This window comes from Flavobacterium ginsenosidimutans (assembly GCF_037478105.1).
Taxonomy (GTDB): Bacteria; Bacteroidota; Bacteroidia; order Flavobacteriales; family Flavobacteriaceae; genus Flavobacterium; species Flavobacterium ginsenosidimutans.
Window position 1 is genome coordinate 1417117 of sequence record NZ_CP147988.1, and the last position, 19444, is coordinate 1436560.

Consider the following 19444-nt stretch of genomic DNA (forward strand, 5'->3'; position numbering starts at 1 on the left):
ATAAACTATGATTAATCTAAAAAAAGGAATTTTATTCACAGCGCTTTTTTCGAGCCTTTTTTTTCTAAGCTGCAGTAATGACGAAGACGATGATTTAGTAGGAAACTGGATTAAGAAATCTGCCTTTGACGGTCCAGCAAGATCTAGCGCAACAAGTTTCGTTATTGGAGATTTCGCATATGTTGTCGGTGGTTATACTGGAGATGAATATTTAAAAGATTTATGGGTTTACAACTCATCTGGAGATTATTGGGAACAAAAAGCTGATTTTACAGGAGTTGGAAGAAGTTCTGCTTCTAGCTTCGCATTAAACGAAAAAGGATATGTTGGTCTTGGTTATGACGGAACCAATAAACTGAAAGATTTTTACCAATACGATCCAACTAGCAACAGCTGGACTCAGAAAGCTGATTTTGCTGGAACTGCTCGTTATGCAGCTGTAGGTTTTCAGGTTGGCGGTAAAGCTTATTTCGGAACAGGTTACGACGGAAATTACTTAAAAGATTTCTATCAATATGATGATCAAGCAAACTCTTGGACACTTTTAAGTGGTTTTCCTGGAAATAAAAGACGTAATGCTACTGTATTTGTAATTGCAGACAAAGCTTATTTAGTTACAGGTTCAAACAACGGAACATATCAGGAAGATTTCTGGGAATTTGATCCATCAACAGATGCATGGGTTAAAAAGAGAGATATTGACAAAGATACAGACGACGATTACTCATACAACGATGATTATGCTATTGTTCGTTCAAACGCTTCTAGTTTCTCAATGAATGGACTAGGATATGTTGTTGGAGGTGAAAATGTAAAAACAGTTTGGGAATATAACCCAACTACTGATTTATGGGAAGAAAGAACTCCCATGGAGGGTGCAACCAGAACAGACGCTGTTGGTTTTGCGATTAACAACAGAGGGTTCTATATGTTAGGCCGAATTGGTTCTACATATTTTGACGATGCCTGGGAGTTTAAACCGTTAGACGAACAAAGTGATGATGACAATTAATACTCAAAAAATCTTCTGGATCAATATCCAGAAGATTTTAATATTTACAGCATTTCTTTTATTTTTTGCTTCATGCAAAAAAAATGAGACACTAAAAACTTCTACATTTAGAACAAATTCTGGATGGGGATATACAATTAGCTATAAAGAAAAAACTTTAATTAAACAGACCGTTATTCCGGTTATAAGTGAAAACAAAAGTTTTGCAACAGAAAGAGATGCTTTAAAAGTAGCCGATCTTGTAAAAGATAAACTTGAAGAGAACTTATCTCCAACAGTAACCGAAAAAGATTTAATTTTATTAAAAATAAAATTGTAAATGCAGATCGATACCATTAAAAATACTGGCTATAACAAAATTCTATTCCATTGTGCAATATGGGTTTTCTTTATTTTAACTTCGTTAATTCAGTTTTATGAAAGTCCTTTTAAAATCAGTAATGATTTTTATGCCCAATGGTCAACTGGAATTGTATTGTTTTACCTGAACTATTTTTATTTGGTTCCTCAGTATTTATTGCAAAAAAAATATTGGCTTTACTTTACGTTTGCCTTTGGTTTAATTGCACTTTTTATGGTTATCAGGTTAAATTATTTTATTCCTGAATTTAGACATTTAAGACCAGAGAATATAATGCCCCCGAGAACTTTTCCTCAGGATCCGCATTTTTTTCCTAGGGAAGGCAGAATGCATCCAAGAATGATGAAACAGCCACTTTTTTTTAAAATTGGCCCTTCATTTTTCTACATTCTGATTATTACCATCTCTGCAATTATTCGAACACTAACTGAATTTTATAATAATCAGCAAAATAAACTGATTGCCGAAACACACAGAACAAATACAGAATTAATCTATTTGCGTAAACAAACCAATCCGCATTTTTTATTTAATTCTTTAAATAGTATTTATTCTTTGGCACACAAAAAATCTGATTTGGTCCCTGATGCCATCGTGACATTGTCTGAACTTATGCGCTATATGCTGTATGAGACAGATAATAAAACGGTGGCTTTAGAAAAAGAGGTCAATTATATTCAGAATTATATCGAATTACAAAAACTCAGATTAAACAATATTGAAGACATTGTTATCAATGTGCATGGCGATACTAAAAATAAATTTATTGAGCCTTTGTTATTGATTTCTTTTGTCGAAAATGCCTTCAAATATGGAACTGATTATAAAGGAGCTGCTCACGTAAAGATTAAAATTTTAATTACAGATCACAATCTTGATTTCTGGATCGAAAATACAATCGAAAATTATGTGAAAGACCCTGAAAATTCAGGAATTGGATTAGTCAATATCCAAAGCCGTCTTGATCTGCTTTATCCAAATGCACACGAACTAACCATTACTCAGGATAATGAATATTACAGAGTTCATCTGAATTTAAAATTAGATGAAATCAAAACCGCAATGCATTGATAAAACTGATTATAGACAGAAAAAAAATCTAAATGTCATTTTGAGCATTGCTTCATTAGCAAAAGCTTCAAAATTTTTAGAATGATTTTCCGAATCTATTACAGTTAATGCGTGATTTAATTTCTTAACACCAGTATTTTATGAAAATTTTAAAACATAATTTACTCGTTTAAATTACTTTTGAATGCCAAAACAGATTCAAAAATTTTAATCCTAAAAAAATGAAATGTGTAATTATTGATGACGAACCATTAGCAGTAGAATTATTGCAAGATTTTGTCAAAAAAGTAGATTCATTAGAATTGATCAATTCATTTAACAATGCAATTGATGCCGTTTCATTTATCAATCAGAATAATGTTGATTTGGTTTTCCTGGATATTCAGATGCCACATTTTTCTGGGATTGATTTTTTAAATACAATCGAAAAAAAACCTCTTGTAATCTTCACTACTGCCTATTCTGATTATGCTGTAGAAGGTTTTAATCTTGGTGCAGTCGATTATTTGGTAAAACCAATTCCTTTTCACCGCTTTTTAAAAGCTGTTGTAAGGGCGCAGCAAGTTTTACATCCGGTAGCAACAAATCAGGTTGCTGAAAACACAAATGCTCCCGAAATAGATCAGGATTTTATGTTTGTAAGAGCTGAATATGAAAATGTAAAATTGAATTTTGCTGATATTCTTTTTATTGAAGGATTAAAAGATTATGTCAAGATTTACACAACAGACAATAAATTTACACTGACTTTAATTAGCTTGATCAAATTAGAGAATCTTCTTTCCAGCAAAGGTTTTGCAAGAATTCACAGATCGTATATTATCAATATAAAACACGTGAAATCTATTCAGAAAAACAAGGTTTTAATAAGCGATAAAAGAATTCCAATCAGCGAAAGCTATAAAAGTACTTTCTTCGAAAAAATCAACCTATAGTTTTTTTAAAATTCCAAAAAAATAAAAATTCCAAATTCCAAAAAGGTTAGACTCTTGGAATTTGGAATTTCTTTTATTGTTATTTTTTTAAACTTAATCTTCGTTTTTAAACCAGCCTGAATACATTACATAATTGTTCGAAATACGCTCGATTTCGCCTGCAAAATCAGATTGGTCAATATCTTTTACTTTTTTAGCAGGAACACCAGCATAAATGCTTCCTGAAGCTACTACAGTATTTTGAGTTACCACTGCGCCGGCAGCAATTATAGCATTGCTTTCTACAATACAGTTATCCATTACAATTGCACCCATTCCTATTAAAACATTATCATGAATGGTGCATCCATGTACTATTGCATTGTGTCCAATTGAAACATTATTGCCTATAATTGTTGGGTGTTTTTGATAAGTACAATGAATAACAGCGCCGTCTTGAATATTTACTTTATTACCAATTTTAATAAAATTAACGTCGCCTCTTATAACAGCATTAAACCAAACGCTGCACGACTGTCCAAAAGTAACATCTCCTACAATAGTCGCATTTTCGGCAACATAACAATCCTCTGGAATAAGAGGTGATTTTCCGTTTACAGACTTGATCAACATAATAATAAAGTTTAGTTAATTGCAGGACAATTACAGTCGTAACGTTCTTTTGTGCAGAATAAATTAATTCCTAAAGTGATTTGATGATAACCGCCAGTATCAAACTTTACATCTCCCATTACATGAGAATACGTGTAAGCAAACATAAAGTTCTTAAAGTTAACTCCAACAATTGGCGTTATAAATTCTAATTTTTGAGAAGAAACTCCGCTTCCGGAAAGATACTGAGCTCCATCAAAACCTCTCCTATAAGATAATGCAGCCCAAAGACTTCCAAAATCCATACTTTTATACGCTTTCATATTCACATCAAGCGTTTTTTCTTTCGTTTGATCAAAGTACTGAAAAAGTATAGAAGGCTCCCAAGTCCAATTTTCGTTTTTTCCAAAAACGTAACCAGCACTAAATAAAAACTTTCTAAGATTATCACTTTCGTAATCAGTGTATAATTCTCTTCTTGTTTCCAATAATCCCTGAATCGTTGCGTGAGCGTAAAAATCCAAATAGTTGTAAGACGCTCCAATATCAACATTGAAATAAGAATCTTTTTGAATTGAACCGAAAACTATTGGATCAAAAGTTCCTCCAAATTTCGTTTCATCTAATTGATTTTGAATTAAACCTCCGCTAATTCCAAAAGATAACTGATTTAAATCAAGTTCATCTCTCGAAAACATAATATGGTGTGCGTAGGTTAATTTGACACCTTTTTGAGAATGATATCCATTCTTATCATTAAAAACAATAATACCTCCTCCAGAGCGTTCTCCAATTCTTCCGTTAAAACTTAAAGTCTGTAAGGACGGTGCATCTTCTTGTTCAAACCATTGTTTTCTTGCCGTTAATCTAATTTTAGCACAATTGGCAGCTCCTGCCATTGATGGGTGAATTAGGTAATAATTATCAGACAAATAATCTGAATAAACTGGTATTCCCTCTTGTGAATAAGAATAAAAAGTAGTTATGAGAAAAATTAATAAAACCCTGATTTTAAATTTCATAAAGGCAATTTTGTTTCAATATATTTTTTACTCTTGCAATTTAACACGATTTCTTTGAGAAGAGTCTTAATTATTTCATTAAAAAATCAAATATAGGTATTAGTAGAAAATAACTTTAGTAAATTTGCAAAAAATATACAATCATGACGAAAATCACTATAAAAGAGACTCAAAACCCGACTATTTTAAAGTTTGAGTTTGAAGACTTTATTACACAAAATCAAAATTTCGAATTTAAAAATATTGATGAAGCACAAGCTTCTCCTTTAGCTCAACAATTATTTTATTTACCGTTCGTTAAAACTGTTTATATCTCTGGAAATTTTATAGCAATAGAAAGATACAGTATTGTGGATTGGGATGATGTAAAAGATGCTGTTGCAGAGCAAATTAGTGCGTTTGTTGAAAAAGGCGGAGTGATCATTAAAGTTGATGAAAATAAAGCAAAAAAACAGCCAATTACAGTTTATGGAGAAACAACTCCTAACCCTTCTGCTTTGAAATTTGTTGTAAGCAGAATGTTGACTCGTAACGCTGTAGAATATAAAAATATTGACCAAACTGCTTCTTCTCCATTAGCAAAGGAATTATTCAAATTCCCATATGTGAAAGAAATTTTTATTGATGAAAATTATATTTCGGTTACTAAATATGAGATCAATAACTGGGATGAAATCACTTTAGAATTAAGAACCTTCATTAAACAATATATAGAAAACGGAGGAACTGTTTTGGATGAAAGTTTAATTGAAACTAAAGCCAAAAATGAAGCAACAAAAGATGAAGCTTTTGATAAATTAGATGTTACTTCACAGCAAATCATTAATATCTTAGAAGAATATGTAAAACCAGCTGTAGCCGCAGATGGTGGAAACATTGCTTTCGAATCTTATAACGAAGAGGATAAAACAGTAAAAGTACTATTACAAGGTGCTTGCAGCGGTTGTCCATCATCTACATTTACTTTGAAAAGCGGTATCGAAAATATGTTGAAAAGCATGTTGAACGATGAAGCAATTAAAGTAGAAGCTTCTAATGCTTAATTCAATCAAAAATATAATAGAAAGCGTCTCATTGAGGCGCTTTTTTCATTATTAACCACTAGTTGCCAATTATTTACCATTAAAAAAACTAGTAATTCTATAAAATTAGTTAATATTGTATTCAATAACCAATTAATTAAAAACCATGGGATTATCTTCATTTTTTAAAAATTTATTTGGCTCAACAAAAGAGTCTGTAACAGAATTAGCTAATAATGCCGAAAGTACTTTTGAACAAGCAAAAGAAGCAGCAACGCCTTATATTGAAAAAGCAGAAGCTTTTGCTGAAGAAACTATTGAAAAAATAAAAGAAGCATCTGAACCTATTATTGACCAAGCGTCAGATTATGCTGAAAAAGCAAAAGATACCGTAAGCGAATATGCTGACAAAGCAGCTAAAGCGGTAAATGATGTAGTGGATTCTGTTAAAGAAAAAACAGCTTCTTTGGCCGTTGAAACACCAGAAACTATTTCTGAAACAGTTGTTGATGTAAGCGAAAAATCTGCGGCAGAAGTAGAAGAAATAGACGACGCTGCTGCTGACAAAGCCTAAACACACTTTTCTTATAATGTAAATATTTTTATATTTGCAGTACTAATCTACCTTCTCTTTTGAGAAGGTTTTTTTATTTTAAAATCATGAACATTAGCCCAGAACAAGTCAGTAAATATATTACTCGATTTATTGATATTTTAGTTGATTATTCACCTAAATTGATTTCTGCATTTTTAATCTTATTTGTAGGTTTATACGCCATCAGGTTGATTAATCGTATCATTAGAAAAATAATGATTCAGCGAAATCTAGATCCAACATTAACAAAATTCTTATCCGACATTTTATTGTGGGCGTTGCGAATATTATTGTTTGTAACCTTTATTTCTAAATTAGGAATCGAAACTTCATCTTTCGTAGCTATTTTAGGAGCAATGGGTCTTGCGGTTGGTTTATCATTGCAAGGATCGCTTTCTAACTTTGCAGGCGGAATGCTAATTATTGTTTTCAAACCATTTAAAGTTGGAGATACAATAGAAGCGCAAGGTGTTGTTGCAACAGTTCTTGAAATTCAGATTTTTGTAACCAAAATGCTTACTGCAAATAATCAGACTGTATTTGTTCCAAATGGTTCTTTATCTAACGGAAATATCATCAATTATTCGATGCAAGGAGAAAGAAGAGCAGATTTGACTTTTGCTATTTCTTATGATTCAGATATCAAAAAGGCAAAAGAAATTCTTTTAGATGTTTTAAATAAAAACCCTAAAGTATTGAAGAAACCTGCGCCAGAGGTTTTTGTAAAAAATCTATCGGCAAGTTCTGTTGATTTTGCTGTACGCCCTTGGGCAAAAAATGCTAATTATGGAGCTGTTTTCTCTGAAACTTTAGAGAATTGTAAAATAGCTTTAGATGAAGCTGGAATTGCGGTTCAACCGTATACAATTCAGAAATAACATTTATTGTTTCTTTGGAGGAGCAATCATAAAATCTTTTAAATAATAAGGTTCAAAATAAGCGACATCTACAGTGTCGCTTTTTTGATACTTATCAAAACTGATTTTACTCATCGCCTGTGCCGAAGGGTATTTTACATTTTCTAAAAACACAAAGTTGTCTTTAATCAAAACAGCTTTACATTTATCAGCGCAATCGCCAACAAAGTAAAGCTTATCTGTATATTCTTGAAATGAGTTTTCGTCAATAATTTCAGCTTTAATAGCTCTTTCAACTGTCAAATCTGAATTAAAAATGGCGCTGTAAACTTCCATACGGCGCGCATCTAACATTGGTATAATTTTTCCGTCAATAACTCCTGCCTGCGATGCCAAAGTTTGAAGCGTATCAACAGCAATTAACGGAATGTTTAAAGCATAACATAAACCTTTTGCTGCAGAAACACCAATTCTTAAACCTGTATAAGATCCTGGTCCCTGACTAACTGCAATTGCATTCAAATCCTGAACAGAAATGCCTGCTTTTGCAATTACTTCTTCTATAAAAACATGAAGTTTTTCTGCGTGCGAATATCCTTCATCTGCAAGTTCGTTGCATGCAATGGTTTTTCCATCTTTTGCGACAGATACTGAACAATTTTTAGTAGCCGTTTCGATGTTGAGAATAAAAGACAAAATATTTTAATTTTAAATTATTAATGTTTGACAAATAAAGTATGTCAGGAAAAAAGAAAAAGACAAAGTAACAACAGTAATGGTATAATACACAAATTAACCATCAAAAAACTCACATAAAGTATTATCTTTTTTCCAATTGAAAAATATACAAACTCTTCTTTGTAATATTCACTTTTATACACTTTATAATGCGTGTACGACATAAATGCTCCTATTACAACTAATCCAATCGTAAATAATGCTTGAAAAAATCCAGCTGGAGGGCTACCGCATAAGGAAATCATCATAAAGAATTATTTCTTAGGTTCTTCAGCTTTTTTATTTTTCACTTTATCTCCAGAGTTAAGTTCCTTAGAAACTGTTGTATACGGACCTGTAATTACAACATCTCCTGGTTTTAACCCAGACATAACTTCAATATTAGTATCGTCTTGAATTCCTGTTTTAATGACTCTAATTTTAGCTTTATCTCCAACTTTCACAAAAACACATTCGAATTTTTTATCGCTTTTTGGAGCAACTTTTTTATCTTGGTTAGGATCTTCAACAGTAAAATCTTTTACCGCAGTAGTATCTGATTTTACCACAACAGAGCTAATTGGTACTGCCAAAACATTTGTTTTTGTTGTTGTGATAATATCAACCGTAGCCGTCATTCCTGGTCTAAAAGGAGAATAGGTGCTTGGTTTTCCTTCTAATAAATCTTGGTAAGAATCTTTTAAAATACGAACCTTAACTTTAAAGTTGGTTACCTGATCTGAAGTTAATGTTGTGCTTGCAGAATTAGAAATACTAGTTACCACTCCTTTGAATTTCTTTTTCAAATAAGCGTCAACTTCAACATTTGCTTCGTCTCCTATTTTAATTTTTACAATATCATTTTCGTTCACATCAACTTCAACTTCCATATTGTTAAGGTTGGCAACACGCAAAAGCTCTGTTCCAGCCATTTGCTGCGTTCCTAGAACTCTTTCTCCTAATTCTACATTCAAAACAGAAATTGTTCCGTCTGCTGGAGAATAAATCGTTGTACGTCCAAGATTATCGCGAGCTTCTGTTACAGATGCAGAAGCACTTTGAACATTGTAATAAGCGCTTTGTTTTGTTGCTTTTGCAACTTCATAAGAAGAAACGGCTTTATCCCAATCCGATTTTGAGATTACGCCTTTACCATACAAAGTTTTATTTCGCTCATAATTTGCTTTTGCTTCTTTAAAACTAGCATCAGATTGAGTAAGACTTGCTTTTGTTCCTGCCAAATTTGCAACAGATCTATCTAATCCAGAAGTATATAAGTCAGGGTTTATTTTTACTAATAAATCGCCTTTTTTAACAACTTGTCCTTCTTTGATATTTAATGAAATGATTTCTCCAGAAACCATCGAAGCTATTTTAACTTCAATCTCTGGCTGAATTTTTCCTGTTGCCGAAACTGTTTCAACAATTGTTGAAGCAGTAACTTTTGCAGTTTCTACTTCTTTTCCTTCGTCCTTATTTCCTATTACTCCTTTCTTAGAAAGAATCACTAAAGCTACAATGAGAGCTACTGCTCCACCTAATAAGAAATAAACTGTTTTTTTTTGCATAATAAATTATTTTGTAATAATTGGAACGATTGGAATTCCGAAATAAAACTCTAATATTTTGATTTTAAACATGTAATCGTATTTTGTTCTAATTACATCAGACTGTGCATTAGTCAATAATGTTTGAGCTTGTGTGAAATCAAATGAATTCATTAAACCAACATCATACTTTTCTTTTGCGTAATTATAAGCCTGCTGTCTTGCTTCTAAAGTAACTGTAGCAGATTCATAAGTATTTAAAGCTCCTCTTGCATCTGTAAAAGCAGTATAAACGTTACGTTGCAAATCTAAACTTTTTTGCTCTAAATCTATTTTAGATTTTTCTAAACTTACTTTATTACGTTCAACATTATTCTTAACTGAAAAACCGTTAAAAATAGGAACGTTTAACTGTAAACCAAAATTATGCCCTTTATTATCACTAAACTGCTGGAAAATAGGATCGGGACCTACAGTATATGGATTACCACTTGCATCTAACTTAACTTGATCACTATAACTTGCTCTGGTATTAAACCCATAAAAACCAGAAAGTGTTGGCTGATAAGCTCCTTTAGCTATAGCAACATTTTTCTCAGCGATTTCAAGATTTGTTTGTGCTAATTTTAACTCTGTCCTTGTTTCTTTAGCTTTATTGTAAATTTCAATTGGACTCTGAGCTAGGATATTATTTTCATCGGCTACATTCGTATCATCTGCTACATCAAAATCTGCAAATTCTTTTAATTGTAAAAGCTGAGCCAAACTTAATTTAGAAATCAATAAATTATTTTCAGAAACAGCGATGTTTTGTTTGTCTGTTGCAACAGTTGCTTTCAAATCGAACAAATCTCCACGCGGAATAGTTCCTGCTTTTACCATTTCTTCAGAACGCGCAAAACGTTTTTCGTCAATTGCCAATTGCTCTGTTTTCACCTTTAAATCTTCTTTATTAGATAAAATCTGCAAAAACGCACTAGCAACATTCAAAGAAATATCTTCTTGCATTTTTAACAGCTGATAATGCGAAGCAATGATACTTAATTTTGCCTTTCTCATAGTGTTTTGATTCTGCAGACCTTTGTAGATATCAACTCCTGCATTTAAACCAACAGAAGAATATTGTGTAGTTTGATTACGTAAAATACCTGTCGTAACATCCTGGTTCAAACCAATGTTCCAAGAGTGAGAGGCACTTCCGTTTACAGATGGAAGATAATTGCCTAAAGCTCCTCTTTTATCGATCTCAGCATTTTTAACATCTAATTCAGATAGTTTTACTGTGATATTATTTTCAAGTGCGTATCTAACACACTCTTCCAGAGTCCATTTCTTTGATTGCGCCTGTCCAGTTAATCCGAAACTGAATAACATTGCAATAACCAGACTATTATATTTATTTATTTTCATATATCTTCGATGAAAGCGCAGTAAACTGAACTACGCGAATTTAACATTTTTTAAAACCAAAAAGATCCCTAAACCTTCAAATTAAATTATTTTTTTTCTCCTTCAGTAATCAAACCCTGATTCCAGATTTTGATTTTATCTGTGTCTTTTAGACCGCTTTTAACTTGAACGTAGATTCCGTCACTTACTCCTAAAACTAAATCTCTTCTTTGAAATTTCTGCGGAGCAGTTTCAATCTCAACATAAGGCTTTTGTGTTTTTTTGTCAAATTGAACCAAAGATTCTTTAATTGCCAGAACTTTATCTGCTTTTTCTAAAATAATTGAAGCATTTGCGCTTAAACCAGCTCTAATAAAAGTATCATCTCTATTGATCATATGCCCTTTAATTTCAAACTGGATAGCTCCATTTTCTGTAACTCCTTTTGGAGCAATATAATTTAAAACAGCTTCAAACTTTTTATTTTCGATTGCACCAATTGTAATTTCAATTGGCATTTTTTCTTTAATTTTTCCTACTTCAGATTCGTCAATTTTTCCAATAAAAATCATTCTTCCGACATCGGCAACACTTGCAATTGTAGTTCCTTCGTTAAAGTTATTACTTTCAATAACCTGATTTCCAACTTTTACTGGAACGTCTAACACCATTCCGTTTACCGTAGAACGGATTAAGGTATTGGCATAACTTCCTAAAGAAGAAGTTGTTCCTGTTTTAACAATATCCAAACTTTGTTTTGCCGCCAAATAAGTTTGTTTCGCCTGATTGTAAGCTACTTGTGCAGCATCAAAATCGTTTGCTGAAATTACATCTTTTTCGAATAATGTTTTTTGTCTTTTATAAAGTCTTTCCTGATTATCCAAAGCAATTTTAGCTGTTTGAACCTGATTTTGCGTACTACTCACGTTCGAAACATTGGCTACAACTCTAATTTTTGCAATCATATCGCCAGCTTTGATTTTTTCACCGGCTTTAATGTACACTTCTTCAATAATACCTGAAATATTTGGTTTAATTAAGACCTCTTCATCAGGTTGAATATTTCCTGTCGCAATAGTATTTTTTACTATAGTTTTAATCTCTGCTTTTTCCGTTTTAAATACAATCGGCGATTCTTGATTCTTAGCATACAAATAATAAAGTGCGCCAAAGAAAACAATTGCAATGAATATTAAAATGGTTACGGTTACTCCTTTTTTCATTTGTTCTTGGTTTAATCGATTTATTTTGATTGATAATTTTATTCTGTTCTTAATGCATCTACTGGCTTAACACTAATAGCGGTTTGCGCCGGAATAAATCCTGCCAATAATCCCGATCCTACTAATATTAACAATGCTACAAATACTACTCCCAAATCTACACTAGGGTTGGCAAACATTGTATTTCCGCCAGGTGGCATCGAATCTAACGCCATATTTAAAAGTGCTATGATTCCTGTTGCAACGGCAATTCCAAGCATTCCAGAAATGATCGTTAAAAATATAGATTCTGATAATATTTGACCTCTAATTGCTCCAGGTGTTGCTCCTAAAGCTCTTCTAATACCTATTTCTTTTGTACGTTCTTTAACTACAATCAGCATGATATTAGAAATTCCAATTACTCCCGATATCAAAACTAAAGTTCCTACAAAGTATGCAATCACTTTTAAAATATTAAAAAGACTTTGCACTTTATTGAACTGCTCATACAAATCGAAATTTCCAACTGCACGATCATCTGTAGGATTAACTGAATGCAAAGCTTTAATTAATTCTAATATTTTTGGTTTCAGATCTGTAATCGACGATTCGTCTTTTGCTGTAAGTGCCATCCACCCTACTTTATCTCCATAATTAAAAGCCTGCTGAAATGTTGTAAACGGAATAAAAATATTCTTTTGTTCTTGTTCTGCATTTCCTCCTTGCTGTTTAGAAGAGTAAACTCCAACAACCATGAAATTTATACCATTGATTTTGATGTAAGTTCCAACGCATTCTTCTTCTTTGCCATACAATTCACTGATAACCCCTTTTCCAATTACGGCTACTTTACGTCGCTCATTAATATCCTGCTGATTTACAAAACGGCCTTTAATGATATCCATCGGCTGCTGCTTAATCAATTCAGGATAATCTCCATAAATTGTAAATGCAGAAGTTTTAGTTCCTCTTACCACATTATTTGTTCCATTAAAATCTCCAAGCTGATTTCTTGGTGAAACGTATAATAAATCTGGTATAGCTTGTTTCAATGCGGCAACATCACTATTTCTAAAATCATAACGGCGTGTTTTTGGCAAACCTTTATATGCTTTAGAAGTAGTCTGACTCCACATAAACATAGTATTGGTTGCTATTCCGTCAAATCCTTTTTTAACTCCATTTTCTAAACCGTTACCAGCTGCTAGCAATATTACCAAAATAAATATACCCCAAAATACTCCAAAAGCAGTTAGAACCGTTCTGAAAACATTGGCAGTTAATGCCTGTAAAATTTCGTCCCAATTATCTTTACTAAACATAATTATTCGTCTCTAAGTGCTACAATAGGTTTAATTTTGGCTGCTCGGTAAGCTGGAAAAAAACCAGCCATTGCACCTGCAAATACAAGTAAAATCAAGGTAGTCAAAGCTACACCAAAATCTACTTCTGGATTTCTAAAGAATTCACTTTGAACCATTGGCCCAACAAATTCTAATAAAAGCAAACTTCCTAACAAACCAATAAAACCAGCAATTGTGGTAATAAATATTGATTCATGAAGAATCATTGAGATAATTGAAAATGGAGATGCTCCAAGTGCTTTTCTAATTCCAATTTCTTTTGTTCTTTCCTTCACAATGATAAGCATGATATTACTTACCCCAACTACACCTGCGATGATCGTACAAATACCGACCCACCAAAAGAAAAGTCTGATATATAAATTAAGATCATAAAACTGTTTGGCATCTTTTACCGAATTATAAACACCAACACCGCTGTCATCTTCTGGAGCAACCATGTTTTTACTTTTCAGCAGATCTTTTAAATCTTGTGTAAATTTTTCAGACTGTGCTAATGCTTCATCATAATTACTTGTCTTTTTAAGCGTAAAAAACAAATTGCTGATTTTATCACCTCCACCAAACGTTTTTTGAACGGTAGTCAATGGTAAATACGCACGAGTTTCTTCTCTTTCTCCTCCTGGATCAGTAAAAACTCCAATTACTTTAAAATTAATATTGTTAATTAAGATTTCTTCTCCAATTGCTTCTTTATCTTTAAGCAAATCGGTTTTCAATTTCAGTCCAATAACAGCCACTTTTGCATTACTTTGCAAATCTTTAGCATTTACATATCGGCCTTGAATAATGGTTAAATTTTCTATTCCGCCATAATCTGGATCAACACCTCTAAATTGATAATTCCCAGATTCTTTTCCGTAAGCAAAAGGTTGTCCCCAATAATTGTTTGTTGAGGCTCTCAAATCTAATTTATCTTCAAATTTTTGAACAGATTGATTGTAATCACTATTACGAAACTGAACTTGTCTGCCTGGGTTTAATCCTTTGTATTCTTTAGTTGTCGTACCCGACCAAACTTCTATAATTCCTGCAGCATCACGTTCGAATTGTTTTTCAATTCCGTTTTGAAGCCCTCTTCCTGCACCAAGCAGAATCACCAAAATAAAAATTCCCGAAGCCACAGAAACCCCCGTTAAGAATGTTCTTAATCGGTTCTTAGAAATGGCTTCAAATATTTCCTGCCAGCGTTCAATATTAAACATAAGACGAAGCTCTAACTTGTTCTACTTTTTTATCATCGATAATTAATCCATCTTTCAGGACTACGTTTCTTTTGCACATTGCAGCAATATCAGGTTCGTGTGTAACAATCAAAATTGTTTTCCCTTCGTCGTTAATTCCTTGAATAAGCTCCATTACTTCATAAGAAGTTTTAGTATCAAGCGCTCCAGTCGGTTCATCGGCTAGTAAAACTTTCGGATTTGAAGCTAATGCTCTTGCAATCGCGACACGTTGTTTCTGACCTCCAGAAAGCTCATTAGGCAAGTGATGGGAATGAGATCCTAAGCCTACTTTCTCCAAATATCTCATCGCGATTTCGTAACGTTCTTTTCTTTTAATCCCTTGGTAATACAACGGCATTGCAACATTGTCTAATGCTGTTTTATAATTTATTAGGTTAAAAGACTGAAAAACGAAACCTAAAAATTTATTGCGATATTTTGAAGCAATCGTTTCGTTTAATTTTTTGATTGGGGTTTTATCTAAAATGTAACTTCCAGAATCAGCTTCATCCAAAATTCCTAAAATATTAAGAAGAGTAGATTTTCCAGAACCAGATGATCCCATGATCGCAACTAATTCTCCTTCTTCAATATTAAAATTAATCCCTTTCAATACGTGTAATTCCGAACTTCCCATTTTATAGGATTTGTGTAAATCTTTAATTTCGATCATGGTATTGTTAAATTTTTAGACAATAATAACATTTTTATTAAGTAAATTATGATAATAAAAAGTTAATAATTCTGTTACCTATTTAGTATTAGACTGACATTAATTATAATTGTTACACTTTTTTAAGAAAATATGATTGTTTTCGTAATTTTACCTTGTCTTAAAAATTCATACTAAATGAAGCTTACTTCTGTTATTTCAATGTTTTCGGTGCTTGCCGTATTAACAAGCTGTTCTTCAACTCAAAAATTAGAAACATTAAAACCTGAACCTGACGATGCTAGTCCGTTAGTTTACGACAGCAATCCTTCCTTTATTAATCTTCCGATAACGATAAAATTAAGCGATATTGAAAATCAGACAAATTCGCTTCTAAACGGATTAATTTATGAAGATAATAATATCGAAGATGATGATATTGAAATGAAAATCTGGAAACAAGCTCCAATTAAAATTCAAAATGATCCATCCAATCCTGATAAAAGAATAAAAACTATTCTACCGCTTAAAGCGAATATCAAATATCGAATTGGAACCAAAAAACTAGGTGTAGAATTATATGACGTAAGAGAATTTAATTTAAACGGAATTATAACATTGTCTAGCGAAGCAGTTCTTAGCAACTGGAAGTTAACCACTAAAACCGAATTTAAATCTCTCGATTGGAACGAAAGCCCAACCATGTCTATCTTTGGTAAAAATATGCCTATAACCTATTTAATAAATCCAGCGATTTCTATTTTTAAAAGTAAACTTGAAAAGAAAATAGACGAAGCAATTGAAAAATCAATGGATTTTAAACCAAATGTTCTTCAAGCAGTTGAAAAAATCTGTACACCTTTTCAAATGAGTGATACTTATGAAAGCTGGCTGAGAATTGTTCCTATTGAAATTTATTCAACAAATGCCAAACTTAAAAACGATTCATTTCTGCTAGATATGGGAATGAAATGCAACATGGAAACTATTGTTGGAAAACAACCTGAATCAAAATATAGTGCCAGCAAAATCGTTTTGAAACCTGTTGCTAAAATTCCAAATCAGATTTCTGCTAATATTGCTGCAATTTCAAGTTATATAGATGCATCAAAGATTATGACCAAGAATTTTGCTGGTCAGGAATTTGGTTCAGGAAGCAAAAAAGTCACAGTAAAAAATGTTTCAATCTGGCATAAAGACGGAAAAATGGTTATTGCATTAGACGTTTTAGGATCTATAAACGGCACACTTTATTTAAATGGTTTTCCGCAGTACAATCCGCAAACAAAAGAGATTTATTTCGACAAACTGGATTATGTTCTAGATACCAAAAGTAAATTAATGAGAACTGCAAACTGGCTCGCACAAGGATATATTCTGAGAAAAATGGAAGAAAGCTGTCGCTATTCAATCCAACCAAATTTGGAAGAAGGAAAGAAAAGCATGGCAGGTTATTTAAAGAATTATTCTCCAATGCCTGGTGTATTTGTAAACGGAAAAATGGAGGATATTCAGTTTGATAAAATACAGTTAACCAATCAGGCAATTATAGCTTTCATCAAAATAAATGGAACGGTTAATGTCTCAGTAAACGGACTTAAATAAAAAAGAAAAGCAGTGTAAAATTACACTGCTTTTTTCTTTTTAGAATACATTCGATAAATCAGATATCCTATAATCGCGACAAGTAAATACGGAATTACCATTAAATAAACAATTCCATCATTTACCGCTTCAGCTTTTTTAATATTAGAATCTCCTGATAATGCCGCACGGCACATTGCACATTGCGCATTGGCAGAAGCTCCAATAAGGAAAAAACAAATTCCAAAAACTAAGGCTTGAAATTTGGATTTTATAATTTGAAAATTATTTTTTTTAGTGTGCATAATAAGGAGAAATCATTAAAAATACTACAACTCCAGTTACAGCGACATACAGCCAAATTGGAAAAGTGATCTTCGCAATTTTTCTGTGTTTGTCAAATCGTTTTGCAAGTGCTCTTACATAAGTAATTAAAACCAACGGAATAATTATAATAGAAAGCAAAATATGAGTTATTAGAATAACAAAGTAAACTAATCGCAATGAACCAACTTTAGCGCTTTCTACTGCATCCAAAATACCATCGTGGTTAGAATCTCCAAATTTTGTAGAATCAGAAGTCATATGATAGGCCACATACATAACCAAGAATGCAACAGATAAAGCAATTGCAAAAGTCATTAATCGTTCGTGCAATTTTTGTTTTCCATTTTTTATTGCTAAAACCGCCCAAACTAGCACAACAGCAGTGATACCATTTGTAGTTGCATAAATTGGTGGCAAAAACGATAAAGGCTCTACATTAAAACCAAAATCTTTTAATTTAACTCCGAACAAAATTGCTACTACAACCGGAATTACAATTGAAACCGCAATAATCAATTTATTATATTTTTTCTCTAAAGTATTATCTTCCATTTTTATTCTGCTAATAAAATTTTAATGTCTTCTTGAATATCGCGAACTCCTTTTTTGTCTAAACCATCATAATAAATACTAGGATTTCCGTATTCATCTTTTCTGCATCGAATGTTTCCATCTTTATCAATTAAAGCAAACAATCCTGAGTGTTCAAAACCTCCGCTTACTTTATCATTTTCGCCAGCATAAAGATTAAAACCTTTGTTTGATAAATCCATAATTACGTCTTTCTCCCCTGTTAAGAAATTCCAGTTAGAAGATTTTACTCCAAGTAATTTTGCATGATCTTTTAAAACTTGTGGAGTATCGTGTTTTGGATCAATTGTAATTGAAACAATTCCGAAGTTAGGATTTCCAAAAAATGTCTTTTCAATTTCCAGCATACTCATATTCATCTTTGGACAAATAGACGGGCAAGTTGTAAAAAAGAATTCCAAAACATATACTTTCCCTTTGTAAGTTTCATTTGAAACCTTCGCATTATCTTGATTCGTTAATTCGAATTTTGGTGCAGGGCCAATAGTCAAGAGTTTTGCATCTTTAGAAGATTTCGATTCGACATTATCCAAACGATTTCCTTTGACAACGTCACCGTTTTTAACTCGATCAACAATTTTAGGAATAGCGTAAATCCCGAAAATCAGAATGACAAAAGAGATTCCTATATATGATTTGTTTTTGAACATTATAAATGATTTTAAAGTTGCTTTGTAGCGTTATGATTTTTCTTTAAAGCTGCGCGGTATTCGTATAAGATAATTTTGAAATCATCCAGCATTTCGTTACTTAACTCTGACGGATGAAAAGTATCATATCCTTCTTTATACTCTTCTTTATCTTTTCTTCCTCTTAGGTTTCTTTCTTTATCAATAATATAAACATTCGAAGTCCCAAGATTTTGATTTAGTTTTTCTTTTAAATGCAATCCGTCATAAAATTTCTGGATCTCTTCATTTGAAGCAAATACAAAATTCCAGTTTTTAACATCTGTAAAAGGTGATAAAGCATCAACGATTTTTTGAGCATCTTTTTCTGTTCCAATCGGGCATAAAACTACAAACTGAAGATCTTCGAAACCATTATAACGTTTGTAGATCTTTTCATTTAAATTAAAATAATTCCCTCTATTTTCTAAAATGTTCGAGCCCGAAAAACCTAATACGGTGATCTTTTTATTAAGGGAGATTTTTTTTCCGTTTAATGAATTCCAATTTCCAAAATCAGCAACTTTTGGTGTTATTACAGGAAGTGTCGTAAAACTATTTACACCAGAAGCGAAAAATAAATACGCTACAATTGGCAATACAAAAAGTACAAAGAGAACTATATTTTTTTTCATTGTATTAACGGAAAATTATTGAGGTACAAAAATAAAAAAAGCTCCGTAAATCGGAGCTTCTTTTCGAATTAAT

21 protein-coding genes are annotated in these 19444 nt (G+C 32.2%); 8 read left to right on the forward strand and 13 right to left on the reverse strand.

The features are described 5' to 3' along the window. The first annotated feature begins 7 nt into the window (after positions 1-7). The 4 genes from V6624_RS06400 to V6624_RS06415 all read left to right on the forward strand — a co-directional run bounded on the left by V6624_RS06400 (position 8) and on the right by V6624_RS06415 (position 3379). Positions 8-1012 carry a Kelch repeat-containing protein gene (locus tag V6624_RS06400; protein ID WP_111283817.1) on the forward strand — a complete coding sequence of 335 codons (1005 nt, stop codon included), beginning with the start codon at positions 8-10 and terminating at the stop codon, positions 1010-1012. Continuing rightward, a complete protein-coding gene (locus V6624_RS06405) occupies positions 999-1331 on the forward strand; it encodes a DUF4907 domain-containing protein (protein ID WP_239455568.1) in 333 nt (110 codons plus the stop codon). The genes V6624_RS06400 and V6624_RS06405 overlap by 14 nt, the downstream gene beginning before the upstream one ends. Then, complete coding sequence (locus V6624_RS06410) at positions 1332-2444, forward strand: sensor histidine kinase (RefSeq protein ID WP_111283813.1); 1113 nt, start codon at positions 1332-1334, stop codon at positions 2442-2444. 221 nt (positions 2445-2665) lie between these two features. Further along, entirely contained in the window at positions 2666-3379 is a 714-nt protein-coding gene (locus V6624_RS06415; protein WP_111283811.1) for a LytR/AlgR family response regulator transcription factor, read from the forward strand. A gap of 93 nt (positions 3380-3472) precedes the next feature. On the opposite strand, the gene V6624_RS06420 is transcribed toward V6624_RS06415, so the two are convergent. Together V6624_RS06420 and V6624_RS06425 are read right to left on the reverse strand one after the other, a co-directional pair. Continuing rightward, positions 3473-3991: a gamma carbonic anhydrase family protein gene (locus V6624_RS06420; protein WP_111283809.1), complete on the reverse strand. Its 519-nt coding sequence runs from the start codon at positions 3989-3991 to the stop codon at positions 3473-3475. A gap of 11 nt (positions 3992-4002) precedes the next feature. Further along, entirely contained in the window at positions 4003-4992 is a 990-nt protein-coding gene (locus V6624_RS06425; RefSeq protein WP_111283807.1) for a PorP/SprF family type IX secretion system membrane protein, read from the reverse strand. Between the two features lie 143 nt (positions 4993-5135). Here V6624_RS06425 and V6624_RS06430 point away from each other — a divergent pair, with 143 nt between their 5' ends. The 3 genes from V6624_RS06430 to V6624_RS06440 all read left to right on the forward strand — a co-directional run bounded on the left by V6624_RS06430 (position 5136) and on the right by V6624_RS06440 (position 7487). Next, positions 5136-6035 carry a NifU family protein gene (locus V6624_RS06430; protein WP_111283805.1) on the forward strand — a complete coding sequence of 300 codons (900 nt, stop codon included), beginning with the start codon at positions 5136-5138 and terminating at the stop codon, positions 6033-6035. 145 nt (positions 6036-6180) lie between these two features. Then, the gene (locus V6624_RS06435; protein WP_111283803.1) at positions 6181-6588 is read left to right on the forward strand and encodes a YtxH domain-containing protein; all 408 of its coding nucleotides are present in this window, start codon (positions 6181-6183) and stop codon (positions 6586-6588) included. A gap of 86 nt (positions 6589-6674) precedes the next feature. Beyond that, positions 6675-7487, forward strand: coding sequence for a mechanosensitive ion channel family protein (locus V6624_RS06440; RefSeq protein WP_111283801.1), 813 nt, complete (start codon positions 6675-6677; stop codon positions 7485-7487). A 3-nt stretch (positions 7488-7490) separates the two neighbouring features. Here the strand turns inward: V6624_RS06440 and tsaB are convergent, their stop codons facing one another. From tsaB to V6624_RS06475, 7 genes are all read right to left on the reverse strand, one after another. After that, positions 7491-8162 carry a tRNA (adenosine(37)-N6)-threonylcarbamoyltransferase complex dimerization subunit type 1 TsaB gene (gene tsaB / locus V6624_RS06445; RefSeq protein ID WP_111283799.1) on the reverse strand — a complete coding sequence of 224 codons (672 nt, stop codon included), beginning with the start codon at positions 8160-8162 and terminating at the stop codon, positions 7491-7493. Positions 8163-8458: 296 nt separating this feature from the next. Continuing rightward, entirely contained in the window at positions 8459-9751 is a 1293-nt protein-coding gene (locus V6624_RS06450; RefSeq protein WP_338841318.1) for an efflux RND transporter periplasmic adaptor subunit, read from the reverse strand. 6 nt (positions 9752-9757) lie between these two features. Continuing rightward, complete coding sequence (locus V6624_RS06455; RefSeq protein ID WP_111283795.1) at positions 9758-11140, reverse strand: TolC family protein; 1383 nt, start codon at positions 11138-11140, stop codon at positions 9758-9760. 86 nt (positions 11141-11226) lie between these two features. Next, entirely contained in the window at positions 11227-12342 is a 1116-nt protein-coding gene (locus V6624_RS06460; RefSeq protein ID WP_111283793.1) for an efflux RND transporter periplasmic adaptor subunit, read from the reverse strand. 38 nt (positions 12343-12380) lie between these two features. Then, on the reverse strand, positions 12381-13646 hold the full coding sequence (locus tag V6624_RS06465; RefSeq protein WP_111283791.1) for an ABC transporter permease: 1266 nt from the start codon (positions 13644-13646) through the stop codon (positions 12381-12383). Positions 13647-13648: 2 nt separating this feature from the next. Next, the gene (locus tag V6624_RS06470; RefSeq protein WP_111283789.1) at positions 13649-14893 is read right to left on the reverse strand and encodes an ABC transporter permease; all 1245 of its coding nucleotides are present in this window, start codon (positions 14891-14893) and stop codon (positions 13649-13651) included. After that, positions 14886-15587: an ABC transporter ATP-binding protein gene (locus V6624_RS06475; RefSeq protein ID WP_056188268.1), complete on the reverse strand. Its 702-nt coding sequence runs from the start codon at positions 15585-15587 to the stop codon at positions 14886-14888. Before V6624_RS06475 ends, V6624_RS06470 begins: the two co-directional genes overlap by 8 nt. A 177-nt stretch (positions 15588-15764) precedes the next feature. On the opposite strand from V6624_RS06475, the gene V6624_RS06480 reads away from it, so the two are divergent. Then, complete coding sequence (locus V6624_RS06480; RefSeq protein WP_111283787.1) at positions 15765-17171, forward strand: DUF4403 family protein; 1407 nt, start codon at positions 15765-15767, stop codon at positions 17169-17171. A 20-nt stretch (positions 17172-17191) separates the two neighbouring features. On the opposite strand, the gene V6624_RS06485 is transcribed toward V6624_RS06480, so the two are convergent. The 4 genes from V6624_RS06485 to V6624_RS06500 are packed head-to-tail and all read right to left on the reverse strand — an operon-like array spanning position 17192 to position 19371. Then, the gene (locus V6624_RS06485; RefSeq protein ID WP_111283785.1) at positions 17192-17455 is read right to left on the reverse strand and encodes a hypothetical protein; all 264 of its coding nucleotides are present in this window, start codon (positions 17453-17455) and stop codon (positions 17192-17194) included. Continuing rightward, positions 17445-18029: a DUF420 domain-containing protein gene (locus tag V6624_RS06490; protein ID WP_111283783.1), complete on the reverse strand. Its 585-nt coding sequence runs from the start codon at positions 18027-18029 to the stop codon at positions 17445-17447. Before V6624_RS06490 ends, V6624_RS06485 begins: the two co-directional genes overlap by 11 nt. 2 nt (positions 18030-18031) lie before the next feature. Continuing rightward, a complete protein-coding gene (locus V6624_RS06495) occupies positions 18032-18718 on the reverse strand; it encodes an SCO family protein (RefSeq protein WP_111283781.1) in 687 nt (228 codons plus the stop codon). Between the two features lie 11 nt (positions 18719-18729). Then, positions 18730-19371, reverse strand: a complete 642-nt coding sequence (locus V6624_RS06500; RefSeq protein ID WP_111283779.1) for a hypothetical protein — start codon at positions 19369-19371, stop codon at positions 18730-18732. Between the last annotated feature and the right edge of the window lie 73 nt (positions 19372-19444).

Excerpts from the sequence above, each read along its gene's own strand:
- V6624_RS06400 (WP_111283817.1), top strand. The coding sequence starts at position 8 with ATGATTAATCTAAAAAAAGGAATTTTATTCACAGCGCTTTTTTCGAGC.
- V6624_RS06405 (WP_239455568.1), top strand. The coding sequence starts at position 999 with ATGATGACAATTAATACTCAAAAAATCTTCTGGATCAATATCCAGAAG.
- V6624_RS06410 (WP_111283813.1), top strand. The coding sequence starts at position 1,332 with ATGCAGATCGATACCATTAAAAATACTGGCTATAACAAAATTCTATTC.
- V6624_RS06415 (WP_111283811.1), top strand. The coding sequence starts at position 2,666 with ATGAAATGTGTAATTATTGATGACGAACCATTAGCAGTAGAATTATTG.
- V6624_RS06420 (WP_111283809.1), bottom strand. The coding sequence starts at position 3,991 with ATGTTGATCAAGTCTGTAAACGGAAAATCACCTCTTATTCCAGAGGAT.
- V6624_RS06425 (WP_111283807.1), bottom strand. The coding sequence starts at position 4,992 with ATGAAATTTAAAATCAGGGTTTTATTAATTTTTCTCATAACTACTTTT.
- V6624_RS06430 (WP_111283805.1), top strand. The coding sequence starts at position 5,136 with ATGACGAAAATCACTATAAAAGAGACTCAAAACCCGACTATTTTAAAG.
- V6624_RS06435 (WP_111283803.1), top strand. The coding sequence starts at position 6,181 with ATGGGATTATCTTCATTTTTTAAAAATTTATTTGGCTCAACAAAAGAG.
- V6624_RS06440 (WP_111283801.1), top strand. The coding sequence starts at position 6,675 with ATGAACATTAGCCCAGAACAAGTCAGTAAATATATTACTCGATTTATT.
- V6624_RS06450 (WP_338841318.1), bottom strand. The coding sequence starts at position 9,751 with ATGCAAAAAAAAACAGTTTATTTCTTATTAGGTGGAGCAGTAGCTCTC.
- V6624_RS06455 (WP_111283795.1), bottom strand. The coding sequence starts at position 11,140 with ATGAAAATAAATAAATATAATAGTCTGGTTATTGCAATGTTATTCAGT.
- V6624_RS06460 (WP_111283793.1), bottom strand. The coding sequence starts at position 12,342 with ATGAAAAAAGGAGTAACCGTAACCATTTTAATATTCATTGCAATTGTT.
- V6624_RS06465 (WP_111283791.1), bottom strand. The coding sequence starts at position 13,646 with ATGTTTAGTAAAGATAATTGGGACGAAATTTTACAGGCATTAACTGCC.
- V6624_RS06470 (WP_111283789.1), bottom strand. The coding sequence starts at position 14,893 with ATGTTTAATATTGAACGCTGGCAGGAAATATTTGAAGCCATTTCTAAG.
- V6624_RS06475 (WP_056188268.1), bottom strand. The coding sequence starts at position 15,587 with ATGATCGAAATTAAAGATTTACACAAATCCTATAAAATGGGAAGTTCG.
- V6624_RS06480 (WP_111283787.1), top strand. The coding sequence starts at position 15,765 with ATGAAGCTTACTTCTGTTATTTCAATGTTTTCGGTGCTTGCCGTATTA.
- V6624_RS06485 (WP_111283785.1), bottom strand. The coding sequence starts at position 17,455 with ATGCACACTAAAAAAAATAATTTTCAAATTATAAAATCCAAATTTCAA.
- V6624_RS06490 (WP_111283783.1), bottom strand. The coding sequence starts at position 18,029 with ATGGAAGATAATACTTTAGAGAAAAAATATAATAAATTGATTATTGCG.
- V6624_RS06495 (WP_111283781.1), bottom strand. The coding sequence starts at position 18,718 with ATGTTCAAAAACAAATCATATATAGGAATCTCTTTTGTCATTCTGATT.
- V6624_RS06500 (WP_111283779.1), bottom strand. The coding sequence starts at position 19,371 with ATGAAAAAAAATATAGTTCTCTTTGTACTTTTTGTATTGCCAATTGTA.